Genomic DNA, 21,178 nt, shown 5'->3' on the forward strand with positions numbered 1-21,178 from the left:
CGTCCGCAGGACGTGAATGGCCGGGACACGCCCGGCCATGACGTAATGTAAGTCATCTGCTTTAAAGTGTAGAGCATTCCATCATGGATGCCTCAGACCGGCTCGATGCTGCACTGAAGAGGATTGGTGTCCGGGTTGAGGCTGTACGTAAAGTATGTATTGCCGGGATAGATGCCGAGCCTGTGGTCCGGCATATCCATGGGGACTAGAAGACCATCGTCCTTCAACTGCCATCTAACAGCTGATGCCCGATACCTGGCTTGAACGGGGAGCCCAGACGGCAATGCTCCTCCGCCCCTGACCCAAGACAACCATGACCACGCGGCCCAATCGCCGAACCATGTTTTGAGATAGCCGTTCTTCTGATTGGGGTCCCAATCATGTAACTGCCATTGGGTCGCCTGGGATTTGTCCTGTACGAGCGGCATGCCGCCTCCGGACGGCCATTGTGAGCCACCATAAAAATGGACGAAGCCAGAGCCACCCGACCAACTGGCCTTAATGAGAACGGCGTCATCAACAATAGGGCTTGGACTCAGTGTCGGTGCCACGGTCGCGCTGGCGAATGATCCGGGCAAGGCTAGACCTGCTGGAATGTCGTCCATACTGTACTCCCCAAATTGCTGGATGGAAACGAGCCGTCCGAGACCGTTTCACAATCACAACTACAAGGCGAGTCTTTGTTGATGATCAAAGACGCACTGTGCTCAAACGCAGCAAGCGTAGGTCGCGCGAACGAGTAGATTTTTTTGCGTTTCAATCACACTTTCACAAGATGTGGCTACGCGTGACAGGCGCTTCGCGAATACAAACATGAACGCACAAGAAATGAGGATCGATTGGCATTCACCGCAGATCAGTCATTTCCAGGACCCTAATGTATCATTGCAATAGAGGTAGCGCTGCTCCTCACCTCAACCCCGTCCCGTGACAACGCTGGCACTTCACCACCTTCTCGCCCTTCTTCAGCAGGCCCTTGCCTTCGCAATTCTTGCACTTCTGCCTCTTCTTGGTGTTGGGGCCTTTCTGGTTCGGTCTATCGTCTGCCATGAGGGCCTCCTGCGGGTGATGAAACGGCAATGACGGACTTAGCACGCTTGCGTGCGGCTCGTGCATCGTTTCGCCGCGCGGATGCGGGTTGAAAACCGGGTCTGATGGGATCATCCTTGCGACGGGTCGCATATCGGCCACGACTCAGACGAGAACCAGCCCGTGACCGCCACAGCCAAACATCCAGCCGAGACCGAGACCCCGGCCACCTCCCCGCCCGCCAGCCATGCCCTATAAGCTCGCCATCTTCGATTTCGACGGCACGCTGTCCGACAGCTTTTCGTGGTTTCTCAGCGTCATCAATTCCGTCGCCGACAAGCACAAGTTTCAGCGTGTCGAACGCGACCGCATCGACGAGTTGCGGAGCGTCGGCGCCGGTGAGCTGATCCGGCTGCTCGGTGTCGCCAAATGGCGGATCCCGTTGATTGCGCGCGACATGCGCAAGCGCAAGGCGCAGCAGATCGACCGCATTTCGCTGTTCCCAGGCGTCGACCGCATGTTCTGTGAATTGAAGGCGCGTGGCATGACGATTGCGATCGTCAGCTCCGACAGCGAGGACAATGTCCGACACGTGCTCGGCGATCTCGATCAGCACGTCGCCTATTTCGCCTGCGGCGCCGGCCTGTTCGGCAAGACGGCGAAATTCCAGCGCATCCTCGACCTCACCGGAATCTCTGTCGATGACACGATCAGCATCGGTGACGAGATCCGCGATATCGACGCTGCGCGCGAGGCCGGGATCGATTTCGGCGCGGTGACGTGGGGCTATACCAGCGGAGCGGCCCTGAAAGCGCGCACGCCGAATTATGTGTTTTCCCGGATCGACGAAGTCATCGCGACGCTGGCTGTGCCAGGACGCTAACGGCCGGCCAAAGACAGACGAAACCCGCCGGCCTCACGACAGGACCGGCGGGCCTGATCGCTTGTTGTCACTGCCCGTGCTGGGCCATTTCCCCATCACTCAAATCCCAGTCCTGCCACAACTGCAGTGCTGCCAGCAGCACCACGAGACCGCCGAGGCAGGTATGGATGAATCTGAGCATGCCGTCGCCGGAATAACCAAAGAAAAGTGGCGAGGCGATCAGCCACAGACCGAGAATGATCGCGGCCACCTCCTCCCAGCGTTGCAGCGCGACATACTCAAGCTGTGCAAGGCCAAATACCAGGACGCCAACCGCCACCGTGTTAATGATTATGGCGCTGGGGGTCCCCCCGGTATATTGATGACCGTTCTGCGTAGGAAACCAGGGCGAGAGCGCAATCAGAACGCCAAGCGCCATGCCAAACCAGTCTTCCCACGTGCGATGCGTACCGAGAAACCGAGTGTCTGACATCGTGACCTCCTCCAAAAGAGGCATACGTCAGCGGCCGTTGGCATGACACTCCAACTGTCAAACAACCGATCCGGCCGCTTCGGGGCGTATGTCTACAATTGACGTAGGAACCCGCTTTGCCTTTGCAAGGCCACGCCAAAGCCATTTTTCACAGCGCGCAGAACGGCAAAGAGCCCTGCGCGACGACATGGATTTCCCCTATCAGATGAAGCATGCGGCGGCTGCATTGCACCCGTTTAGAAATGACTGCTACCTTCTCCCGGACACCTGTGAATGGAATGAGAATGAGCAACGCGGTCTATAACAATACTTCGCTTCACCGTTTCGAACTTGCGGTCGACGGCCATATTGCTTTCACCGAATATACCCGGACGTCCGATACCATCACCTTCGTCCACACCGTCGTGCCGCAGGAATTGGGCGGCAGAGGTATCGGCTCACAGCTTGCCCGCGGCGCGCTCGATGCCGTCCGCGCACAGGGATTGAAGGTCGTGGCGCAGTGCCCCTTCATCGCGGCATATATCGCGAAGCATGCGGACTATCAGGATTTGCTGAAAGACGCGGCATGACCGGCGTTCGCGACAACAAGGCGCTCAATCGCTTCGAGCTGGATGTCGGCGACTCCGTCGCCTTTGCGAATTATCGCCGTGCAGGCGATCGCGTCATCATCACGCATACCGAAACGCCGCCTGCCCTGCGCGGCCGCGGCATCGCGTCAGAACTGGTCAAGGGCGCGCTGGCGTTGATCCGTGCGGATGGGCTGAAGGTCGTGGCGGGTTGTTCGTTCGTGGTGGGTTATCTGCGCCAGCATGCGGACTATGCGGACCTGGTCGGCTAGCCACACATAGTCATTCCGGGGCGCGAGCGCGACTTGGCGATCGCGAACCCGGAATCTGGAAATGTTTTGAGTTCTCATTGCATCGGGATTCCGGGTCTGCGCTTTAGTCGGCTCTGCCGACTTGCGCGCATCCCGGAATGACAAGTGTGTGGCAAAACCTCAAACGACCTTGATCGACATGTCCGGCAAGCCCTGGATCTTGCAAAGCAGCACGTCGCCTTTCACGACCGGGCCGACATTCTCCGGTGTGCCGGAATAGATGATGTCGCCAGCCTTCAGCTCGAAGGCGTCCGAGAGTTTCGATATCTGCTCGGCGACGCTCCAGATCATCTTGTCGAGGTCGGATGTCTGCTTCACGGCGCCATTGACCGCAAGCGAGATCGGACCTTTGGTCATGTGGCCGGTCTTGGCGACCGGATGGATCGGGCCGATGACTGCGGCGTGGTCAAAACTCTTGCCGATCTCCCATGGCTTCTTCTCGTCGCCCATGGCGCGCTGCAGGTCGCGGCGTGTCATGTCGAGTCCAACAGCATAGCCGTAGACATGGTCGAGCGCCTTATCGACGGGGATATTGGTGCCGCCGGATTTCAGCGCGGCGACGAGTTCGACCTCGTAATGATAGTTCTTGGTGAGCGACGGATACGGGTGATCGGCGACCTCGCCGATCTTGACGTTCTGGATCGCGTCGGTCGGCTTCTGGAAGAAGAACGGCGGCTCGCGCGTCGGGTCCGATCCCATCTCGCGGGAATGCGCCGCGTAATTGCGGCCGATGCAATAGATGCGGCGCACCGGAAACACGTCGGTCTCGCCGACGATGGGGATCGTCACGGTCGCGACCGAGAATATGCCCTTGGGACCGGCCTGCGCCTGCGCGGCCTCGCCCGCCAATGCGCTGCCAGCCAGGGCAACGGCGCCGGTGGTCAGAATCGTTCTGCGGTTGATGGGGTCCATGGCGTTTCTCCTCGTATGTTTTGTTGTTTTCTGATCTTGTATTTATGCGCGCTGGTATACCACAGCAAAAAGGCCCGCGCGAGCGCGGGCCTTCCACTCCGTCCCAAACGGAAAGTTTAGTGCTTGATGTCGGCCGGCAGCTTGCCGCCATTGGCAGCGAGCTTGGTCATCATCTGCTTGTGCAGCCAGATGTTCATGCTGGCGGAATCGCTGGTGTCGCCGGTGTAACCGAGCTCCTTGGCGAGATCCTTGCGGGCCGACAGGCTGGAGTCGATGTCGAGCGCCTTCATCAGGTCGACGATCGAGGTCTTCCATTCCAGCTTCTCGCCCTTGGCCGCCACCGCCTTGTCGAGGATCGCAGCAACGTCAACACTGTCCATCGGCGCGGCGCCTGCGGGAGTCGAACCGCCGGCGGCCGGCGCGGCATCAGGGGATGCTGCACTGGCGCTGGTGCCGAAAATCGCGCCCATGATCTTTCCGAAAATGCTCATATGTCGCTCCCAATAGCTTTCGTGACAGATTGAAGAATTCGTGCCGTGTTTGGTTCCGGCAGCACCAGCCGGTTCGTACTTGTATCCGCCCACCACTCGCTTGCCAATGCGACGCGATAGACTGCGGGGAAGAGTCGTTCCAAAGCAACTGCCCAAGCCAGTTGGCAAAGTCATCGGCAGATCGTTTGACATCGGTAGCAAGGTCCGCCTGAATTGAGGCAAAAGCCCGGCCGCTGCATTGCAGCGCTGTGAATGTCCGACGACATTTTCACCGAAGCGTGAGCCACGGCGCTAGGTGCTGACCACGCCGCAAGGCTGGCAGCTCATCATCGTCAATGGCGCAGCGACGAGTAATGTGGACCCGATAGTCTGATCTCGCCCAATGACGGCCTCTCGCAGAATTGCGCGAGAGGCCGTCATGCCGTTCTGATATCACTGCGCAAGCCTTGTTTTGGCCGTGGTTCACCGGAAGGCTCATCGCGCACTATCGTTCGCGACACACGATTTCATCATCGAATGAGAGCCTTGAGACCATGCGCGCCCTGCTTTGTACGTTCCTGCTTGGTACAGTCCTGATCTCACCACTAGCGCCGGCCGTTGCTGCGCCCTCCTGCGGCACCGGCAGTTTCGATGGCTGGCTCGCCGCCTTCAAGACGGAAGCCGTCGGTAAGGGCATTTCGCAGAAGACCGTCGATGCGGCACTGACCGGCGTCACCCTCGACAACAGCGTATTGTCGCGCGACCGCGGCCAGCAGGTCTTCAAGCAAAGCTTCGAGGAATTTTCCGGACGCATGGTGCCACCAAGGCTGCGTCGCGGCAGCGACATGCTGAAGCGTTACGGCTCGGTGCTCGGACGCATCGAACAGCAATATGGCGTGCCCGGTCCGGTGCTGGTGGCGATCTGGGGATTGGAGACCGACTATGGCGTGAACGTCGGCAAATTCCCTACCATCCGCGCCATCGCTTCGCTCGCATATGATTGTCGACGCGCCGAGATGTTTCGCGGTGAATTACTCGATGCCCTGCGCATTGTCGACCGCGGCGACCTCGCGCCTGCCGAGATGCATGGCGCTTGGGCCGGCGAAATCGGCCAGACGCAATTCATGCCGTCGTCCTACCTGAAATTCGCTGTCGACTTCGACGGCAATGGCCATCGCGACCTGCTGCGCAGCGCGCCCGACGTACTGGCCTCAACGGCAAACTATCTCGCCAGCTATGGCTGGAAGCGCGATCAGGATTTTGCGCCGGGGACTGCGAACTTCGCGGTCATTCAGCAGTGGAACAAGAGCGAGGTCTATTCGAAGACCATTGCCACTTTCGCCAGTCAGCTCGCCAAAGAACCATAGACTCGCATGGGATGATGGAAGGGCCGTCCGCTCCTCAGCAAGCGGCCCCTCCCGTGATCTCTTACTTCGTCATGCCAACATGCATGGCCCTGGTCAGATGGACCGCACACACGCCCATCTTGTTGTCGAGCAACGCGGTCTGCGCATCCGTCATTTCCTTGAACGCAACCCACTTCGCATCGCCGTCCGGCATCGCTTCGACGGCGGTTTCGGTTTTCAGCAGGTTGCTGCCGCTGCAGCCTTCCATACGTGCAGCCGAAGCCGGCACCGTAGCGAACACAACAGCAGCCATGGCGGCCGCTCCCAGTAATCTTGTGATCATCTTGTTTGTCCTTCGCAACAGAACCGACGCCATTGCCGGATTCTGTAGAAGGAATTGATACGTCCCGCTGCGATCCAGGAAATAACAGCCGCAGTGAATTGAATGTGAGCCGGTTGTGATCGCCACCAAGAACACTCAGCTTTTTGGCGCTTCAGAAATCGAGAGCAACAAACTTACACAAATGTAATTCGCGCGATTTCACTGACGTCGCAGCATCGGCCGTTTGATGTGCTTCCGGAGGCCAACAGCAACCGCGTTTCGCGCAGGACCTCGAGTTGCATATGTATTTGCCTTCACGCATGCAGTTTAGAGAAAAGTCGCCCCGCAAGCCTCACGTAAGGATGATTTATTGTTCACTCCTAATACTCGTATGCGAATCACGCATAGCGACGCCAGACAGGAACTTACGAGGAACCGCCGAGTGGGCTGGCTGATTGAGGTCAGAAAGGCTTTATCGCGCCGGTTCAGCCGGCGGCATCCGGCTGAGCTTTGGAACACCTCCAAACGCATGATTTAACTGACTAATTAACAGCTAGAATCATCTCTAAAGGTGCCTCAATACGCACTGTGCCCGCAAAATCACCTCCCAGCGCCAAGAGGTTAATCATTCCTTGCGCGAGCTATGCAGTCCTTGACTAGCTGCATCGCAACATCTCGACTGCTGCACTGCGATATTGTCACCTATATTCACTTCAACAGCGAAGCACCTCGCAAGAGATGAATCGCTTAACGAAGGAGAACTCAAATGCTGCTTTCATTCATCCGCATGATCCAGGCGTTCCGCGACTATCAGCGCAACGTTGCCGAACTCTCCCAGCTCAGCGATCGCGAGCTTTCCGACATCGGTCTCGACCGTTCGGACATTCCGCGTGTTGCTTCTGGCGCCTATAACGGTTGATCCGTCAGGACGTTCTATCTGTCCTGCCTGACGTTTCACGGATTGCGCCCGCCTCGCGCGGGCGCAATCGTGGTTCCCTAAAGACACCGTCTTCGGAGCCAGACACCTTCGAACCAAAGCGGCTTCAAAGCTTTGGCTAACCGGCCGAATTTCCGCGAAGCGAATTCCACTTCGCGCCGAAACGCGCTACATGCGGGGCCATGACAACAGCCCCAAACCCAGACGACTGCGTCCATGTGATCGGCGCGGGCCTTGCCGGCTCGGAAGCCGCCTGGCAGGTCGCCAATGCCGGCATCCCCGTGATCTTGCACGAGATGCGGCCGCACCAGATGACCGATGCCCATCGCACCGATGGCCTCGCCGAACTGGTCTGCTCCAATTCCTTCCGTTCTGACGACGCGCTCAACAACGCTGTCGGCCTGCTGCACGCCGAAATGCGCAAGCTGGGCTCGCTGATCATGCGCTGCGCCGATGCCAACCAGGTGCCCGCCGGTGGTGCACTGGCAGTGGATCGCGACGGCTTCTCCGATGCCGTGACCAAGGCACTCAACGACCACCCGCTCATCACCATCGACCGCGCCGAAGTCGCCGGCCTGCCGCCTTCCGACTGGCGCAATGTCATCGTCGCGACAGGGCCATTGACCTCAGCAGCGCTCGCGGACGGCATTCGTGGGCTGACCGACGAGAACGCGCTGGCCTTCTTCGATGCCATCGCACCGATTGTGCACAAAGACTCCATCGACATGGAGATCGCCTGGTTCCAGTCGCGCTACGACAAGGTCGGGCCCGGCGGCACCGGCGCCGACTACATCAACTGCCCGATGACCCATGAGCAATACGATGCCTTCATCGATGCGCTGCTGGCGGGCGAAAAGACCGACTTCAAGGAATGGGAAACCAACACGCCCTATTTCGACGGCTGCCTGCCCATCGAAGTGATGGCCGAGCGCGGCCGCGAGACGCTGCGTCACGGCCCGATGAAGCCAGTCGGCCTTACCAACCCGCGCGATCCCCTCGTGAAGCCCTACGCCATCGTGCAGCTGCGCCAGGACAACAAGCTCGGCACGCTCTACAACATTGTCGGTTTCCAGACGAAGCTGAAATACGGCCCGCAGCAGCAGGCATTGCGGATGATCCCCGGCCTGCAGAATGCCGAATTCGCACGGCTCGGCGGCCTGCATCGCAACACCTTCCTGAACTCGCCGAAGCTGCTCGACGAACAACTTCGCCTTAAGGCACAGCCGCGGCTGCGTTTCGCCGGCCAGATGACCGGCTGCGAAGGCTATGTGGAGTCCGCCAGCGTCGGCCTGATTGCCGGCCTCTACGCGGCGGCCGATGCCAAGCGCCAGTCGCTGGCGCCCCCGCCCGTGACGACAGCGCTGGGCTCGTTGCTCGGCCACATCACCGGCGGCCATATCGAAACCGTCGACGCAGGCCCGCGCTCTTTCCAGCCGATGAACATCAATTTCGGCCTGTTCCCGCCGCTGGCTCAGGCGCCTACCAAGAAGCCCGACGGCTCGCGGCTGCGCGGCAACGAGAAGACCGTTGCCAAAAAGCAGGCGATGAGCGTGCGGGCGCTGGCCGACATGGATGACTGGATTGCCGCCAGCCTGCCCGTTGCGGCCGCGGCATGACGCCGGCGCTTTGAATTTCAGGATTGTTCGATGAGTTTGCCGCCACAGGACGCCGCTGCGCTGTCCAAGACCTGGACCGAAGGCGTGTTGCTGAAACGCGACGTGTTCTCGACCGTCGAGCGCGGCCGCTATCGCACGCCATCGGGCGAAGTCGATGCGGTGCTGCGCCGGCTCGATCAAGTGCCGTGGTGGTCATATCTGCTGGCGCTGCATCTGTTCACGCGGGAACGCCGCGCACTGACGCTGGCGCGCGATCTGCGCGTTGGACCGGAATTACTCTGGGCCGGCGACCGCGCGCTGGTGCGCGGCTTCATCGACGGCGTCGCGCTGCATCTCGCCAAGCCGCATCACGATGCGCGCTATTTCAAATCCGCGAAGCTCGCGCTGCGCAAGCTGCATCGCATGGGCGTGTGCCACAACGATCTCGCCAAGGAGCAGAACTGGCTGCGCGGCAGCGATGGCCTCGCCTACGTCACCGACTTCCAGCTCGCGGTCTGTTTCAAGTCTCGCAGCCAGTTATTTCGCATCGCGGCCTATGAAGACCTACGTCATCTCCTGAAGCACAAGCGGACTTACGCGCCGGAGCTGCTGACGCCGAAGGAAAAGGCGATTCTGGCGAAGAAGTCGCTGCCGGCACGGATCTGGCTGATGACCGGCAAGAAGGTCTATCGCGCCATCACCCGCGGCATCTTCAACTTCACCGACCGCGAGGGCGGCGGCAAGCGTCTGGTCAACGACGCGCCCCCTCTGCTCGAGATCATCAAGCAGAACCCGGCGGTGCGCGACGCATCGATCGTCGCCTTTGCCGACCGGCGCACTGGCGTCGGACTCTATGCTTTCGTGGAGGCCGATGACGTCGCGCTGGAAACGAAGCTGCAGGGTGAACTGGCTGCCGCAAAGGCTGCAAAGCCGCCTGAGCATCTGCAGGTCGTCGCAGCCCTGCCCCGCGACGCCTCAGGCCGCATTCGCACCGAGGTGCTGCAGCTCGTCGCGATGAACCAGGTCGATCTGCTGGAGCCGCTGATGACCAGCGACGCCGACCGCGCGTTCCTGAAGGGCATTCTGGAGTCGCGGAAGAACCTGCGGGATCGCTTCAACTTCGAGACGACCGACCAGAAGCTGACGTCACACTGAGCGCGAGGCGCGCCAGAGTGTCCACAGGGTCCGCAGCCGCGATCTGACATGGAGCTCAAACGGATCGTGATCCGGTCGCACCATCTGCGCCAGATCGTGCTTCACCAGCGCCACAGGCAGGAACGCCCTACGCGCAGCCGGCGACACATCGGCGAGCATTCCCTGCGCTGTCGCGAGCTGCTCCTGCGCGCCTGATATCAGCCGATCCAGCGTTGTACGGATGCCCGGTGTCATCTTGCCGGCAAAGATCTGATCGGCGCTGCTGCCGTTCTGCAGGAGCATGTCCTGGGGAACGAACAATTGCCGCCGCATCGTGTCATAGGGCAGACGCGTAATGATCCACGCGACGCCTTGGGCCAGCCCGGCATGCTCGGCGACATGAGCGCTGGCCTCAGACCCGTCGCCAAGGATCTTGGCCGATGAGAACAGCAAAGTCCCGAGCGTATCGCGAAAGTGGCTCTCGAGCAGCGCGAGATCTGGCATCGGGTCGTTGTAGAGATCGAAGATGTGCACATCGATCAGCTTGGACAGCCTGTCGACGGAAAGATCGTGCGCGCGGATCGCCAGAAGTAATTCGGCAGCAACGGGGTTCTGTTCGACATCGCCATGACCTGCGCCGGCCAGCATATCGGTCCACCATTGCAACCGGATCTCGCCAGGCAACGGTTGTTTCACGAGCTCGCGGACGCGGGTAATTTCCGTATTGAACGCATAGAGCGCCAGCAGCGAACGGCGCTTGTCGGCAGGCACGAACAAGGTCGCCGCGTAGCGGTCAAAGTCGTGGCTGCGCACCAACTCCGCGCAGAAAGCCGCGGAGCTCTGATCAGCACCACTCATGGCACCGCGATCAGCGCAGCGGCAACGCGGCGGCGCTCGCCCATCATCACGTTATAGGTGCGGATCGCAGGACCAGTCTGCATCGCATCGATCACTACATGCAGATTGCGCAAGGCGTTGCGCAGGTCGTTCGGGACGATCCAGACCTCATTGCCGGTGCCGATGATCAGCGTGTCGATGCCTGCCGCGCCTTCGAACACGCGCCGCAGAGAATGGCGGTCGATGTCACTGGCCCTGGTGACCGACCACGCCCACACCGCATCGGGCAGACACAGCAGCGAGCCCTGATGCGACATAGTGTCGAAGTGGAAGCCGCCCTTGCCGTAGGCTTCGATGGCGGCCGAGCGCGGAAGGTGCGGCGCTTCGGGATCGACCGGCATCTCAGGGCTTCGGCTTCGCGGCTGGCTTGTCGGCGTCTTCGCGGTGTTCGCCGACGCCGAGATAGATCAGCAGCGGCGCCGCGATGAAGATCGAGGTGTAGGTACCGACCAGCACGACGCCGAAGATCATGACGGCGGTGAAGGAGTGGATCGCCTGGCCGCCAAACGCGTAGAGTGCCAGCAGCGCCAGCGTCACGGTGACGTGGGTGATGATCGAACGCGACAGCGTCGAATTGATCGACTCGTTCAGCAGCTCCGGCATCGGCATCTTCTTATAGCGACGCAGAATCTCGCGAATACGATCGTAGATGACCACGGTGTCATTCAGCGAATAACCGAGAATGGTCAGCAGCGCCGCAATACTGGTGAGATCGAAGTCGACCTGCGTGATCGACATAAAGCCGATGGTCAGCACGATATCGTGGACGTTGGCGATCATGGCGCCCAAGGCGAACTGCCATTCGAAGCGGAACCAGAGATAGATCAGGATGCCCATGATCGCGACAATCAGGCCGAGCATGCCATAAGCCAGCAATTCGCCGGAGACGCGCGGACCCACCACTTCGACGCGGCGATATTCGACGCTGTCACCGAGGGCTGCACGAACCTTCTGAACGGCAGCCTGCTGCGCGGCATCGCCACCCGGCTGTTCGGCCAGACGGATCAGCACGTCGGCCGCGCCGCCGAACTGCTGCAGCTGCACGTCGCCGAGTTGCAGGGCGGCGAGCGTCGAGCGCATCGCGCTGATATCGGCCGTACCGGATTTGGCCTGGACTTCGAGCAGCGTGCCACCCTTGAAGTCGATGCCGAAATTCAGTCCGTGCGTGAAGAACAGCACGATGGCGAGGATCGACAGCAGCGCCGAGATCGGAAACGAGATCCGGCGGAAGCGCGTGAAATCGAACTTCGTATCGTCGGGGACGATGCGGAGCGACGGCAACAGATCGAAGATCGCCACGATCGACAGAATGACGATCAGCGCGCCCAGACCTGCCAGAACCATTTGTGTCGTTGTCAAAATCTGCTCCGTAAACTCAAATCGGCACGCTGGTCGGCCGCTTCCACCTGACCCAGCCGGCGACGATCAGACGGGTCACGGTGAAGGCCGTGAAAACCGTTGTGATGATGCCAATGCCAAAGGTCACGGCGAAGCCGCGGACCGGTCCGGTGCCGATGTAAAACAGCACCGCAGCGGCGATGAAGGTCGTGATGTTGGAATCCAGAATGGTCGCCAGCGCGCGCTTGAAGCCGGCATCGATCGCCGAAATGGCGGTGCGGCCGGCGCGCAATTCCTCGCGGATGCGCTCATAGATCAGCACGTTGGAGTCCACGGCGATGCCGACTGTCAGCACGATGCCGGCGATACCGGGCAGCGTCAGCGTGGCGTTGAGCAGCGACAGGATGCCGAAGATCATCAGCACGTTGATGGTCACCGCGATGTTGGCGAACAGGCCGAACAGGCGGTAGGTCAGCAGCATGAAGACGATGACGAGGATCGAGCCGACATAGGCCGCAAGCTCGCCCTTGGCGATCGAGTCGGCGCCGAGGCCGGGGCCAACGGTACGCTCCTCGATGATGCTGAGCGGCGCAGGCAGCGCGCCGGCACGCAGCAGGATCGCGAGATCATTGGCGCCCTGCACCGTGAAGCTGCCGGATATCTGGCCGGAGCCGCCGGTGATCGGCTCGCGAATGACCGGGGCGGAGACCACTTCGTTATCGAGCACAATGGCGAAGGGCAGATTGACGTTCTTCACCGTGGCATCGGCGAACTTGCGGGCGCCGGACGTGTTGAAGCGGAACGAGACGATCGGCTCGTTGGTGCGCTGATCGAAGCCCGGCTGCGCATCGGTCAGGTCAGCGCCCGAGACCAGCACTTCCTTCTTCACGAGATACGGCGTCTTCGGAGACTGCGAGCTCATCAAGAGTTCGGAGTCCGGCGGCACCCTGCCTTGTGCCTGCTCGGCCGGGAGCGAGGTGTCGACCATGCGGAAGTCGAGCTTCGCGGTCTTGCCCAGCAATTCCTTGAGGCGAGTCGGGTCCTGTAGGCCCGGCACCTGCACCAGGATGCGATCGAGGCCCTGACGCTGGATCAGCGGTTCGACGGTACCGAGTTCGTTGACGCGGCGCTCGACGATCTGAATCGACTGTTCGACCGACTGGCGGATGCGGTCATTGATCGCTGCCGGCGGCACCGAAAGGCGGATCAGGCCGTTGCCGGCATCCGACACTTCGAGGCTGCGCTGGCCGCTCTGCCCCATCAGGCCGCCGAGCGGCTGCGACAGTTCACGCAGCTTGGTGAGCGCGGTCTGATACTCGGTGTCCTTGGTGATACGGACTTCGACATTGTCGCCGCGAACGCCAAGGCCGGTATAGACGATCTTGGCGTCACGCAGTGTGCGGCGGACGTCGTCGCGCACCTGATCGAGCTTGTCCTTCTTGACCGAATTGGCATCGACTTCGAGCAGGATGTGCGAGCCGCCCTGCAAGTCGAGGCCCAGCACCAGATGGCGCTGCGCCCATTTCGGCCAGGTTTTCACGGTAGCTTCGGGGAAGAAATTCGGAACCGCGCACAGGCAGACCACGAGCGCCGTCAGAATGACCGCCAGCGCCTTCCACCGCGTGAAATACAACATCGAGATGATCCGTCAGATTCTTGAAATGGCGACGCGCAAACGCATCAGCTCGCGGCCGCGTCGTCCTTGGCATCAGCCTTGTCCGCCTTCTCCTTGGCGGGCTCACCCTTGGTGCGCACGCCTGAGATCATCGTGCGGAGCTGACGTACGCGAACGCCTTCAGCGAGTTCGAACTCGACCTGCTCGTCGTCGACCACCTTGGTGACCTTGCCGACGAGACCGCCCGAGGTGACGATGGTGTCGCCGCGACGGATGTTCTTCACCATCTCGGCGTGGTCCTTCACCTTCTTCTGCTGCGGACGCAGGATCAGGAAATACATGATCACGAAGATCAGCGCGAAAGGCAGCAGCGACATCAGCATGCTGTTGGTGTCGCCGCCGGCTGCAGCCTGGGCAAACGCAGGGGTAATGAACATCGGGAAGTCCTCGTAAACGCTGGGGAATAAACCGGCGACGCGTCGGCGTTCGGCCGGTTTGGGTAAATTCGCGCGGACTATAGCGGCCGGCGTCCCAATTGCAACGCCGGTAAACCCTCTGATTTGTCTGCGATTTGTACCGCTTGCGGATGTGTTCCGGGCTCGATATGGGTGCGCGCCGAGGAAAGTCAAAAATGTCAAAAAAGCCCAATAAAACAAGCCGCCGCCCTGCCCAAAAGGCTCCCGCGGCCCGCACGACGAAGACCGCGGCAAAACGTCCGCGACCAGCCGCCGCTCCCCCGATGGAGGAGCGGATCGCGCTCGCCCTCGAAGCAATTGCCGCGGGTATGGCTGCCACGGCGCCGAAGCGCTCCAATGCCGATTCTCTGGCCAGCGCCGAGGCCTTCATCTGGCATCCCGACGGCCGCCTGGCTCCCGTACCGAAGGTCAGCCGGGTCGATATTGGCCTGCTGCAGGGCATCAATCAGCAGGTCGACACTCTGATCGAGAACACCCGGCGTTTCGCCAACGGCCTGCCGGCCAACAACGCGCTGCTTTGGGGCGCGCGCGGCATGGGCAAGTCATCACTGGTCAAGGCCGCGCATGCCTCGGTCAATGCCAGCAAGTCCGTCGCCGGCCGCCTCAAGCTGGTCGAGATCCATCGCGAGGACATCGAGAGCCTGCCGGCGCTGATGGAACAGATCCGCGCCTCGGATTTCTATTTCATCGTGTTCTGCGATGATCTGTCTTTCGACGGCAACGATGCGTCCTACAAATCGCTGAAAGCCGTATTGGAAGGCGGCATCGAAGGCCGGCCGGACAACGTGATCCTCTATGCGACCTCGAACCGCCGCCATCTTCTGGCGCGCGAGATGATCGAGAACGAACGCTCGACCGCGATCAATCCCGGCGAAGCCGTCGAGGAGAAGGTGTCCCTGTCGGATCGTTTCGGCCTCTGGCTCGGCTTCCACAAATGCAGCCAGGACGAATATCTCGACATGGTGCGCGGCTATTGCAGCCATTACGGCATCAAGACCGACGCCGCCGAACTGGAACGCGACGCGCTGGAATGGTCGACCACCCGCGGCTCGCGATCAGGTCGCGTGGCCTGGCAGTTCGTGCAGGAGCTCGCAGGACGCCTGGGCGTGAAGCTGACCACAAAGTAAAGGCAAATGCCGCCCCGTCATGACAACGGGGCGGCATTCGACTCGCCCTAGGCGAGGCTTCGCAACTCACGTGCCGCCGCGACCATATTCACGAGCGCAGGCCGCACCTCCTCCCATTTGCGGGTCTTCAGCCCGCAATCGGGATTGATCCAGAGCTGGGAGTCCGCCAGCCGCTGCCGTGCAAGCTTGAGCAGATCGACCATATCGCGCGTTTCAGGCACCCGCGGCGAGTGGATGTCGTAAACACCCGGACCTATCTCGTTCGGGTACTTGTAGGTCCTGAATGCATCGAGCAGTTCCATCTTCGACCGTGACGTTTCGATGGAGATCACGTCGGCATCCATGGCACCGATAGCGTCGATGATGTCGTTGAACTCCGAGTAGCACATATGCGTATGGATCTGCGTGTCATCCCGCACGCCTGACGAACAGATGCGGAAGCTCTCCACGGCCCAATCGAGATAGGACTTCCATTCCGATTTGCGCAGCGGAAGCCCTTCGCGGAGTGCCGCTTCGTCGATCTGGATCATACCGGCGCCAGCCTTTTCCAGAGCGAGCACCTCATCGCGTATTGCGAGCGCGATCTGGCGACACGCAACTTCGCGGGGAATGTCGTCACGCACGAATGACCAGTTCAGAATCGTGACGGGCCCTGTCAGCATCGCCTTCATCGGCCGCTCGGTGAGCGACTGCGAGTACTGCCACCATTCGACTGTCATAGGATGCGGTCGGGACACGTCGCCGAACAGCACAGGTGGCCGCACGCAGCGGGAGCCGTAGGACTGCACCCAGCCGTGTTTGGTGAAGGCGAAGCCGGAAAGTTGCTCACCAAAATACTGCACCATGTCGTTGCGCTCGAACTCGCCATGCACCAGCACGTCGAGGCCGATATTCTCCTGCCAGCGCACCGCCCTCGCCGTCTGGTTCTGCAGGAACGTCTTGTAGGCAGCATCGCTGAGTGTACCCCTGACATGGGCCCCGCGTGCGTTTCTCACTTCCGCGGTCTGCGGAAACGAGCCGATGGTCGTTGTCGGGAATGCCGGCAGCTTGAAGCGTCGATGCTGTTCGGCAGCCCGCGTGGCAAAGTCGCTACCACGACGACGCATTGTCGCGTCAACAGAGGCGACGCGTTTGGCGACCGCAAGATCGTGGATCTTCGACGATGCGACCCGCGCGGCTGCCGCCGCATCCGACGCAGCGAGCTTTGCAGCGACATCAGCGCGGCTGCCAGCCAGCGCTGCTCCAAGTGCGGCCAGCTCTTCCATCTTCTGGATCGAAAATGCCAGCCAGCTTTTGACGTCCGGATCGAGATCAGTCTCGAGGCCCAGATCAATCGGCACATGTGGCAGCGAACAGGACGGCGCGAGCTCAACGCGATCCCTCCCCAGGAGATCGACCATGGGTTCCAACCCATCGAGCAGACTGGACAGATCGGACCGCCAGATATTGCGTCCGTCGATCACGCCGAGCGAGAGGATCAGGTCCTTCCGTGCCTTCGCAGCTACTTCGTCGAACTGCTCCGATCCACGGACCAGATCGAGATGAAGTCCGGCGACGGGAAGCGACAGGGCCAGATCGAGGTTATCGCCAAGTTCGCCAAAGTAAGTGTTTAGCATGATCCTGAGCTGCGGGACCGCTTCTGCAAAGGCAGCGTAGGTCCGCTGCAGCGCTTGCCGGGCGAGTGCATCGAGATCGAGCACGAGACACGGCTCATCCAGTTGCACCCATTCGGCCCCTTTGTCGGCGAGTTCGCCGAGTACCTCGACATAAACCGGCAGCAATCGATCGAGCAGCGTCACCGGGTCGAATGACGCATCCATACTCTTGGCCAATTTGAGATAGGTCACAGGCCCAACCAGCACAGGTCGTGTCTGATAACCCAGCGATCTCGCCTCCTCGTACTCCTTGATCGGCTTGCGCGACGCGAGACTGAAGGTCTGATCCTGCGCCAGTTCAGGCACCATGAAATGGTAGTTGGTATCAAACCATTTGGTCATCTCCTGTGCTGGTACGCCTTGCGACGTATCATGCGTATGAGAGCCGTGCGTGCAGGCCTCGTCATGCGCATCACCTTGTGATCCACGCGCCATGGCAAAGTAGGTCGCGAAGGAAACGTCTCCACCGTTCCAGCCATAGACCTTCGGAATGGCGCCTACCATGACGCTGGTATCGAGTACCTGATCGTAGAATGAGAAGTCGTTCGACGGCATGACCGTGATCCCGAGCGACTTCTGACGTGCCCAGTTTGCGGCACGCAGCCCGACGCCGACATCGATCAGCGCATTCTCGTCGATTGCACCGGACCAATAGCTTTCCAGCGCCATCTTGAGCTCACGCCGCGGACCGATCCGTGGCGTTCCCAACGTAGCAACAGGAAGCGAGGACGTAGATTTGGCAGAAGACTTGGAAGAAGTAGACTTTGACACAGTAGACATGGCTTAACCCCAATGATTGGGGGCAAAAGGCCAAAGTGACACGTCTGGATTCCACGACGGCAGTCGCGGAATCGCAACCGCACCACCGGGACACCCCGCCCGAGGACGTTTATGTTGTCGAGGCAGGTCTCCTGGCTCGCGGGTCAATGCTGCTGTCCGGCCTTCCCAAAACCTTTGCGGGTCTCAGTGACTTTAATGGACAGCGGCTCACCGCTTACAGTTGCGGGGGCAGCTCCGGCCTTGGCTTAACGCCTCACCGGCTTCCCTCTTAGCTTCGGGCAAACCTTCCCGAAGAACCACGACATGTCCACATATGGGCAACATCGCGCGGCAGTCAACCGAGCTTGCGCGCGCAAGCTGCCCACTCGCAGCAGCGCGTTGAAGACTCCGGAGCTGGAGTGGGCCGTAGCCCCGAGATCAAACGCATCAAGCCCGGCACGAGGCCGGGCTTGCTTAAATGCGAACTACACTTCGTGGATTGCGCTTACGCCCCATTGAGGAACTGCAGCGGATCGACCGGCGACGAGCCCTTGCGGATCTCGAAGTGAAGCTGCGGCGAAGTAACCTCACCGGACTGGCCGGACTTGCCGATCACCTGACCGCGCTTGATGGTCTCGCCACGCTTCACCATCAGCTCACTCGCATGGGCATATGCGGTGACGTAGCCGTTGGAGTGACGAACGAGGACCAGATTGCCGTAACCCTTCAGCTCGTTGCCGGAATAGGCAACGACGCCATCTTCGGCAGCCTTGATCGGCGTGCCTTCCGGCACGGCGACGTTGATGCCGTCGTTGGACTTGCCATTGGTCTTGGCGCCATAGCCTGTGACCACGCGGCCGCGCACCGGCCAACGGAACGTCGGCAAAGCGCCGGTTGCGTCAGCGGCTTTAGTTGGCGATTCCGGCGCGGTTTCTTCAGGCGTCGTCGTGGCACTTGCCAGACGGGCCTTCTGTGCGGGCTCGGCAGAAGCAACACGGGCCACGGCAGCGGACGTAACCGCGCCAGCCGGAGCGGCCGTCACGGCTGCGACGGGCGCAGCAAGCGGCGCGGCCGCAGAAGCCGTACGCGCGCCTGGTATCGTGATCTTGGAGCCAAGCTTCAACTGGGCAGTCGGCGCCAGACCATTGGCGCGCGCGAGTTCGGCCACCGGCACGTTGTTCCGGCGCGAGATGCTCATCAGCGTATCGCCGCGATTGACGAAATGCGTGGTCGACGCGCCGACGGCAGGTTTGCTCGCAGCAACGGCAACGGCCGGTGTTGCCGCGGCGCCCTGGCGCGGAATGATCAGCGACTGACCGGGCGACAGCGCGCGGGGACCCTTGTAGCCATTGGCCTGCAGGATCGCGGCCGACGAGACGTTGTAGCGCTTCGCCAGACCGTCGAGCGTATCGCTGGTGCCGACGATGATCGAGGTGCCGCCATCACGGGCAAGGCCGTTGGTCGCTGCAACCGAGCGCGGCGCCGTGGAGCCGGTGGTTTCGATCGGCGCACGTGCGGGCGGCGGCGTATACATACCGTTGCCGCCCCCGCTGACGGGTGCAGCCGACGCAACCGGACGAGCTGTCGGATAGGACTGCGGCGCCGAGATCGGCGGCGGCAAAGCCTGGGATTGATACTGCGGCTGCGGATTGTAGGCCGGGCGCTGATACTGCGGCAATTCCTGGCGCTCGACCGGCGCGCGCGGTGCTCGCTGCGGCACCGAGCCGGTGGTTTCGCCTTGCCAGCCAAAGCCACGGGACTGACCTGAGTCAAAATTTGGATTCTGAGATAGCCGTGTCTGCATGTCGGCGCTGCAGCCGGCAAAACCGATAGACATCAGCGCCAGCACCGCGACCTGCGGAGCGCGGCGCGAGTAAAGCAACTCGACAACGCTGGACATTGGTTACTCACTCATACGCAACAAACAACTGAATTGAGTAAACACCGTCTCCGTTACCAAGCCTTTAACCTTGCGACCAACACGTGACAGCCGTTCACGAACTTTTTTCAGAGTTCGCGCGCGATGCCCGGAAGTGCAGGCACGAAACGTACATCCACGAGCTCCTTTCGCTCCAATCCATCCCCGGTTTTGCGGATCCGGACCAGGGTCTGGACGCCATTATGAGGACCAACCGGCGCAAGCAGAATACCCCCCTCCTCAAGCCGATCGGTCAGCGCCACCGGCACCTCCTCCACTGCGGCGGTCACGACGATCCGGTCAAACGATCCCAAATTGGCAGCCGGATTGAGGCCATCGCCGAGCATGACCTCGATATTGTGGAGACCGAGTGCCTCCAGCCGGGTCCGGGCGGCATCGGCCAGCGTGCGATAACGCTCAATGCTGAGCACGTCGCGGACAAGCTTTGACAGGATCGCGGCCTGGTAGCCCGATCCCGTGCCGACCTCGAGCACACGGTGACCAGCATTCAATTGCAGCTGTTCGGTCATATAGGCCACCACGAAGGGCTGGCTGATGGTTTGACCGCAGGCAATGGCCAAGGCCGTATCCCGCCAGGCATGGGCGCGATCGTCCGGCTCAACGAAGCGATCACGCGGAATATCCTCCATTGCGCGCAACACCAGCCGATCGCTGATCCCACGGCGCCGCAGACCAAGCTGAAACGTCATCTGTTCAGGCGGCTGTCCGACGGTAATCATGGAAATGCCTCACGCAGCACAGGTTAGAAACACTCTCAATCTAGCAAAGATAGATTGATGTATTTCTGCGATCGGAACCGGGATAGCCTAACGACAACTTTTATTGTTCCGCGCGCGGAACCAGCAACATACCAGCCTGTTATGGGCGGGGCGCTGAAATCCTGATCTTGCTCTATCTGGTACCGAGCACGCGACTGCGTCTTTGGGTCACGAAAATGGCAATGCGTCGAGATTGCGTTCAACCCGGGAATTTGCGATTTTGTTCAGAGGATTGGGGCAAGGAAACCGGCCATGACTGCAACGAACCCGCCGGGCGGCTCCGTCTTCCTGGTCGAAGACGAGGTCATGATCCGCATGATGGTCGCCGATATGCTCGAGGAACTCGGCTATAGCGTAGCCGCCGAAGCCGGTGACATCAACGAAGCGATCAAGCTGGCTGGGTCTGCCAAGTTCGACATTGCGATCCTCGACGTCAACGTCAACGGCAAGGTGATTTCGCCGGTCGCGGAAGTGATCGCATCGCGCAACCGCCCGTTCATCTTCGCGACTGGCTACGGCGCGCAAGGCCTGCCGGAAGAATTTCGTGACCGCCCGACGCTGCAGAAGCCGTTCCAGATGGAAACGCTGGCGCAGGTGCTGTCAACGACGCTCAAGGGCGTCGCGGTCTAGGCGAGCC

General features: G+C 60.9%; 23 protein-coding genes and 1 riboswitch. Of the genes, 9 read left to right on the forward strand and 14 right to left on the reverse strand.

Annotated elements, in window-relative coordinates:
• Positions 1 to 92 precede the first annotated feature (92 nt).
• Both HP556_RS10965 and HP556_RS10970 read right to left on the reverse strand, forming a co-directional pair.
• Positions 93 to 605, reverse strand: coding sequence for a hypothetical protein (locus HP556_RS10965; protein ID WP_175367025.1), 513 nt, complete (start codon positions 603 to 605; stop codon positions 93 to 95).
• Positions 606 to 909: 304 nt separating this feature from the next.
• Positions 910 to 1,050 (reverse strand): hypothetical protein, encoded by a 141-nt coding sequence (locus HP556_RS10970; protein WP_175367026.1) that lies wholly within the window; start codon positions 1,048 to 1,050, stop codon positions 910 to 912.
• A 226-nt stretch (positions 1,051 to 1,276) separates the two neighbouring features.
• Here HP556_RS10970 and HP556_RS10975 point away from each other — a divergent pair, with 226 nt between their 5' ends.
• Positions 1,277 to 1,912, forward strand: coding sequence for an HAD-IA family hydrolase (locus HP556_RS10975; RefSeq protein ID WP_175367027.1), 636 nt, complete (start codon positions 1,277 to 1,279; stop codon positions 1,910 to 1,912).
• Positions 1,913 to 1,979: 67 nt separating this feature from the next.
• Here the strand turns inward: HP556_RS10975 and HP556_RS10980 are convergent, their stop codons facing one another.
• Complete coding sequence (locus tag HP556_RS10980) at positions 1,980 to 2,384, reverse strand: SPW repeat domain-containing protein (RefSeq protein WP_175367028.1); 405 nt, start codon at positions 2,382 to 2,384, stop codon at positions 1,980 to 1,982.
• 284 nt (positions 2,385 to 2,668) lie between these two features.
• Here HP556_RS10980 and HP556_RS10985 point away from each other — a divergent pair, with 284 nt between their 5' ends.
• Positions 2,669 to 2,953 (forward strand): GNAT family N-acetyltransferase, encoded by a 285-nt coding sequence (locus HP556_RS10985; protein ID WP_093758688.1) that lies wholly within the window; start codon positions 2,669 to 2,671, stop codon positions 2,951 to 2,953.
• Positions 2,950 to 3,222 (forward strand): GNAT family N-acetyltransferase, encoded by a 273-nt coding sequence (locus tag HP556_RS10990; protein WP_175367029.1) that lies wholly within the window; start codon positions 2,950 to 2,952, stop codon positions 3,220 to 3,222. The genes HP556_RS10985 and HP556_RS10990 overlap by 4 nt, the downstream gene beginning before the upstream one ends.
• Positions 3,223 to 3,381: 159 nt before the next feature.
• Here the strand turns inward: HP556_RS10990 and HP556_RS10995 are convergent, their stop codons facing one another.
• Positions 3,382 to 4,173, reverse strand: coding sequence for a fumarylacetoacetate hydrolase family protein (locus HP556_RS10995; protein ID WP_175367030.1), 792 nt, complete (start codon positions 4,171 to 4,173; stop codon positions 3,382 to 3,384).
• Between the two features lie 116 nt (positions 4,174 to 4,289).
• The gene (locus HP556_RS11000) at positions 4,290 to 4,664 is read right to left on the reverse strand and encodes a DUF3597 domain-containing protein (RefSeq protein WP_175367031.1); all 375 of its coding nucleotides are present in this window, start codon (positions 4,662 to 4,664) and stop codon (positions 4,290 to 4,292) included.
• A 533-nt stretch (positions 4,665 to 5,197) separates the two neighbouring features.
• Here HP556_RS11000 and HP556_RS11005 point away from each other — a divergent pair.
• On the forward strand, positions 5,198 to 6,010 hold the full coding sequence (locus tag HP556_RS11005) for a lytic murein transglycosylase (RefSeq protein WP_175367032.1): 813 nt from the start codon (positions 5,198 to 5,200) through the stop codon (positions 6,008 to 6,010).
• 61 nt (positions 6,011 to 6,071) lie between these two features.
• On the opposite strand, the gene HP556_RS11010 is transcribed toward HP556_RS11005, so the two are convergent.
• Positions 6,072 to 6,302, reverse strand: coding sequence for a hypothetical protein (locus HP556_RS11010; RefSeq protein WP_320444061.1), 231 nt, complete (start codon positions 6,300 to 6,302; stop codon positions 6,072 to 6,074).
• Between the two features lie 775 nt (positions 6,303 to 7,077).
• On the opposite strand from HP556_RS11010, the gene HP556_RS11015 reads away from it, so the two are divergent.
• The 3 genes from HP556_RS11015 (at position 7,078) to HP556_RS11025 (ending at position 9,998) form a co-directional block, all read left to right on the forward strand.
• Complete coding sequence (locus HP556_RS11015; RefSeq protein ID WP_081421766.1) at positions 7,078 to 7,230, forward strand: DUF1127 domain-containing protein; 153 nt, start codon at positions 7,078 to 7,080, stop codon at positions 7,228 to 7,230.
• Positions 7,231 to 7,430: 200 nt separating this feature from the next.
• A complete protein-coding gene (trmFO, locus tag HP556_RS11020) occupies positions 7,431 to 8,864 on the forward strand; it encodes a methylenetetrahydrofolate--tRNA-(uracil(54)-C(5))-methyltransferase (FADH(2)-oxidizing) TrmFO (protein ID WP_089264467.1) in 1,434 nt (477 codons plus the stop codon).
• Between the two features lie 30 nt (positions 8,865 to 8,894).
• The gene (locus tag HP556_RS11025) at positions 8,895 to 9,998 is read left to right on the forward strand and encodes a serine/threonine protein kinase (RefSeq protein WP_175367033.1); all 1,104 of its coding nucleotides are present in this window, start codon (positions 8,895 to 8,897) and stop codon (positions 9,996 to 9,998) included.
• Here HP556_RS11025 and HP556_RS11030 read toward each other — a convergent pair.
• The 5 genes from HP556_RS11030 to yajC are packed head-to-tail and all read right to left on the reverse strand — an operon-like array spanning position 9,990 to position 14,264.
• On the reverse strand, positions 9,990 to 10,835 hold the full coding sequence (locus HP556_RS11030; protein ID WP_175367034.1) for a phytoene/squalene synthase family protein: 846 nt from the start codon (positions 10,833 to 10,835) through the stop codon (positions 9,990 to 9,992). The two genes, HP556_RS11025 and HP556_RS11030, sit on opposite strands and share 9 nt — an antisense overlap.
• The gene (locus HP556_RS11035; RefSeq protein ID WP_175367035.1) at positions 10,832 to 11,215 is read right to left on the reverse strand and encodes an Mth938-like domain-containing protein; all 384 of its coding nucleotides are present in this window, start codon (positions 11,213 to 11,215) and stop codon (positions 10,832 to 10,834) included. The genes HP556_RS11030 and HP556_RS11035 overlap by 4 nt, the downstream gene beginning before the upstream one ends.
• Before the next feature lies 1 nt (position 11,216).
• Positions 11,217 to 12,218 (reverse strand): protein translocase subunit SecF, encoded by a 1,002-nt coding sequence (gene secF, locus HP556_RS11040; protein ID WP_170849718.1) that lies wholly within the window; start codon positions 12,216 to 12,218, stop codon positions 11,217 to 11,219.
• 31 nt (positions 12,219 to 12,249) lie between these two features.
• Positions 12,250 to 13,848, reverse strand: a complete 1,599-nt coding sequence (gene secD, locus HP556_RS11045; RefSeq protein ID WP_093758696.1) for a protein translocase subunit SecD — start codon at positions 13,846 to 13,848, stop codon at positions 12,250 to 12,252.
• 44 nt (positions 13,849 to 13,892) lie between these two features.
• Positions 13,893 to 14,264 carry a preprotein translocase subunit YajC gene (gene yajC, locus HP556_RS11050; RefSeq protein ID WP_093758697.1) on the reverse strand — a complete coding sequence of 124 codons (372 nt, stop codon included), beginning with the start codon at positions 14,262 to 14,264 and terminating at the stop codon, positions 13,893 to 13,895.
• Positions 14,265 to 14,458: 194 nt separating this feature from the next.
• Between yajC and HP556_RS11055 the strand changes: the two genes are divergently transcribed.
• Positions 14,459 to 15,430 carry an ATP-binding protein gene (locus tag HP556_RS11055; RefSeq protein WP_175367036.1) on the forward strand — a complete coding sequence of 324 codons (972 nt, stop codon included), beginning with the start codon at positions 14,459 to 14,461 and terminating at the stop codon, positions 15,428 to 15,430.
• A gap of 47 nt (positions 15,431 to 15,477) precedes the next feature.
• On the opposite strand, the gene metE is transcribed toward HP556_RS11055, so the two are convergent.
• The 3 genes from metE to HP556_RS11070 all read right to left on the reverse strand — a co-directional run bounded on the left by metE (position 15,478) and on the right by HP556_RS11070 (position 20,502).
• A complete protein-coding gene (gene metE / locus HP556_RS11060; protein ID WP_175367037.1) occupies positions 15,478 to 17,865 on the reverse strand; it encodes a 5-methyltetrahydropteroyltriglutamate--homocysteine S-methyltransferase in 2,388 nt (795 codons plus the stop codon).
• A 104-nt stretch (positions 17,866 to 17,969) separates the two neighbouring features.
• A riboswitch (cobalamin riboswitch) is annotated at positions 17,970 to 18,181 on the reverse strand.
• A gap of 168 nt (positions 18,182 to 18,349) precedes the next feature.
• Positions 18,350 to 19,744, reverse strand: a complete 1,395-nt coding sequence (locus HP556_RS11065; RefSeq protein WP_175367038.1) for a M23 family metallopeptidase — start codon at positions 19,742 to 19,744, stop codon at positions 18,350 to 18,352.
• A 107-nt stretch (positions 19,745 to 19,851) separates the two neighbouring features.
• On the reverse strand, positions 19,852 to 20,502 hold the full coding sequence (locus HP556_RS11070) for a protein-L-isoaspartate(D-aspartate) O-methyltransferase (protein WP_246297623.1): 651 nt from the start codon (positions 20,500 to 20,502) through the stop codon (positions 19,852 to 19,854).
• A 291-nt stretch (positions 20,503 to 20,793) separates the two neighbouring features.
• Here HP556_RS11070 and HP556_RS11075 point away from each other — a divergent pair, with 291 nt between their 5' ends.
• Positions 20,794 to 21,171, forward strand: a complete 378-nt coding sequence (locus tag HP556_RS11075; protein WP_120289904.1) for a response regulator — start codon at positions 20,794 to 20,796, stop codon at positions 21,169 to 21,171.
• The last annotated feature ends 7 nt before the right edge of the window (positions 21,172 to 21,178 follow it).

The organism is Tardiphaga robiniae (genome assembly GCF_013359755.1).
In the GTDB taxonomy this organism is placed as follows: domain Bacteria; phylum Pseudomonadota; class Alphaproteobacteria; order Rhizobiales; family Xanthobacteraceae; genus Tardiphaga; species Tardiphaga robiniae.

Excerpts from the sequence above, each read along its gene's own strand:
- HP556_RS10965 (WP_175367025.1), bottom strand. The coding sequence starts at position 605 with ATGGACGACATTCCAGCAGGTCTAGCCTTGCCCGGATCATTCGCCAGC.
- HP556_RS10970 (WP_175367026.1), bottom strand. The coding sequence starts at position 1,050 with ATGGCAGACGATAGACCGAACCAGAAAGGCCCCAACACCAAGAAGAGG.
- HP556_RS10975 (WP_175367027.1), top strand. The coding sequence starts at position 1,277 with ATGCCCTATAAGCTCGCCATCTTCGATTTCGACGGCACGCTGTCCGAC.
- HP556_RS10980 (WP_175367028.1), bottom strand. The coding sequence starts at position 2,384 with ATGTCAGACACTCGGTTTCTCGGTACGCATCGCACGTGGGAAGACTGG.
- HP556_RS10985 (WP_093758688.1), top strand. The coding sequence starts at position 2,669 with ATGAGCAACGCGGTCTATAACAATACTTCGCTTCACCGTTTCGAACTT.
- HP556_RS10990 (WP_175367029.1), top strand. The coding sequence starts at position 2,950 with ATGACCGGCGTTCGCGACAACAAGGCGCTCAATCGCTTCGAGCTGGAT.
- HP556_RS10995 (WP_175367030.1), bottom strand. The coding sequence starts at position 4,173 with ATGGACCCCATCAACCGCAGAACGATTCTGACCACCGGCGCCGTTGCC.
- HP556_RS11000 (WP_175367031.1), bottom strand. The coding sequence starts at position 4,664 with ATGAGCATTTTCGGAAAGATCATGGGCGCGATTTTCGGCACCAGCGCC.
- HP556_RS11005 (WP_175367032.1), top strand. The coding sequence starts at position 5,198 with ATGCGCGCCCTGCTTTGTACGTTCCTGCTTGGTACAGTCCTGATCTCA.
- HP556_RS11010 (WP_320444061.1), bottom strand. The coding sequence starts at position 6,302 with ATGGCTGCTGTTGTGTTCGCTACGGTGCCGGCTTCGGCTGCACGTATG.
- HP556_RS11015 (WP_081421766.1), top strand. The coding sequence starts at position 7,078 with ATGCTGCTTTCATTCATCCGCATGATCCAGGCGTTCCGCGACTATCAG.
- trmFO (WP_089264467.1), top strand. The coding sequence starts at position 7,431 with ATGACAACAGCCCCAAACCCAGACGACTGCGTCCATGTGATCGGCGCG.
- HP556_RS11025 (WP_175367033.1), top strand. The coding sequence starts at position 8,895 with ATGAGTTTGCCGCCACAGGACGCCGCTGCGCTGTCCAAGACCTGGACC.
- HP556_RS11030 (WP_175367034.1), bottom strand. The coding sequence starts at position 10,835 with ATGAGTGGTGCTGATCAGAGCTCCGCGGCTTTCTGCGCGGAGTTGGTG.
- HP556_RS11035 (WP_175367035.1), bottom strand. The coding sequence starts at position 11,215 with ATGCCGGTCGATCCCGAAGCGCCGCACCTTCCGCGCTCGGCCGCCATC.
- secF (WP_170849718.1), bottom strand. The coding sequence starts at position 12,218 with ATGGTTCTGGCAGGTCTGGGCGCGCTGATCGTCATTCTGTCGATCGTG.
- secD (WP_093758696.1), bottom strand. The coding sequence starts at position 13,848 with ATGTTGTATTTCACGCGGTGGAAGGCGCTGGCGGTCATTCTGACGGCG.
- yajC (WP_093758697.1), bottom strand. The coding sequence starts at position 14,264 with ATGTTCATTACCCCTGCGTTTGCCCAGGCTGCAGCCGGCGGCGACACC.
- HP556_RS11055 (WP_175367036.1), top strand. The coding sequence starts at position 14,459 with ATGTCAAAAAAGCCCAATAAAACAAGCCGCCGCCCTGCCCAAAAGGCT.
- metE (WP_175367037.1), bottom strand. The coding sequence starts at position 17,865 with ATGTCTACTGTGTCAAAGTCTACTTCTTCCAAGTCTTCTGCCAAATCT.
- HP556_RS11065 (WP_175367038.1), bottom strand. The coding sequence starts at position 19,744 with ATGTCCAGCGTTGTCGAGTTGCTTTACTCGCGCCGCGCTCCGCAGGTC.
- HP556_RS11070 (WP_246297623.1), bottom strand. The coding sequence starts at position 20,502 with ATGATTACCGTCGGACAGCCGCCTGAACAGATGACGTTTCAGCTTGGT.
- HP556_RS11075 (WP_120289904.1), top strand. The coding sequence starts at position 20,794 with ATGACTGCAACGAACCCGCCGGGCGGCTCCGTCTTCCTGGTCGAAGAC.